Below are 914 nucleotides of genomic sequence, written 5' to 3'. Positions count from 1 at the left end.
GCTCGAACGGGACAACGGTAGATTTGGCCATGGTGGCATATCCTTTCTCTCTGAGAACGACGGCATCTTGAACACCGCCATGATATGCCGCCTACTTCAGACCATCACCAACTTTCGGGCATAACTCCCGATGGCGTTCGAGGACCGAACCATGCAAACGTCGCCCGGTCTCCACGAAACCGGCAGAAGGCCACGGTCAAAGCTCTTCTCTTCAGCTATTCTCGTTTCACGATCCGTGACTGGAACGGCTACGCCACGGGTATTGGTGAAGCCATGTTGCAGCCCGTCGGCGCCTTCCAGACCCCTCGGCCGGCAACGAGCGCCACGGCCTGTGGAAGTGCCGCGAGTGCCGCAAGCAACTTACCGTTCGCAAGGGCACCATCTTCGAGGAAAGCCACCTGCCGCTGCACCTGTGGCTGCAAGCGATCCACCTGATGGTGTCCAGTAAGAAGGGCATCAGCAGCCACCAGCTACACCGCGTTCTCGGCATCACCTACAAGAGCGCGTGGTTCCTGACCCACCGCATCCGCGCGTGTATGCGTTCTGGCGCATTGGCCCCGTTTGGCAGCAATGGCGGTACGGTCGAAGTGGATGAAACCTTCATCGGCACCAAGCACAAGAAGAGCAAGACGGCCCGTGGCTTTGCCCACAAGAACGCCATGCTGACTCTTGTTGACCGCAACACCGGCCAAGCCAGATCCATCGTCGTGGACGATATCAATAGGGACACGCTGGTGCCGATCTGAACCGCGCCGGGGTTTGCAGGAGGCTGATTCTTGTTGGTTGCGCAGCCATGTCTTCAGTTCCCAGAGCGACGTAGAAGTTTGCCTCGGCTTCCGAAGGCGGGATGTTTCCGATCGGCTCGGGCAGCCGGCGATTGTTGAACCAGTCCAGCCATTCGAGGGTGGCATGTT

At 59.0% G+C, this 914-nt stretch carries 2 pseudogenes; one reads left to right on the top strand and one right to left on the bottom strand.

Annotated elements, in window-relative coordinates:
- Nucleotides 1-311: 311 nt before the first annotated feature.
- A pseudogene (locus tag ROA7023_RS23590) lies at nt 312-743 on the top strand (IS1595 family transposase); the annotation flags it as partial.
- On the opposite strand, the pseudogene ROA7023_RS25420 reads toward ROA7023_RS23590, so the two are convergent.
- Nucleotides 718-914 (bottom strand): annotated as a pseudogene (locus ROA7023_RS25420) (hypothetical protein); the annotation flags it as partial. The pseudogenes ROA7023_RS23590 and ROA7023_RS25420 sit on opposite strands and share 26 nt — an antisense overlap.

The sequence above is a fragment of the Roseisalinus antarcticus genome, from assembly GCF_900172355.1.
Taxonomy (GTDB): domain Bacteria; phylum Pseudomonadota; class Alphaproteobacteria; order Rhodobacterales; family Rhodobacteraceae; genus Oceanicola; species Oceanicola antarcticus_A.
The sequence above is the reverse complement of the archived record's forward strand: the minus strand, read 5'-3'. Positions and strand labels throughout refer to the sequence as shown.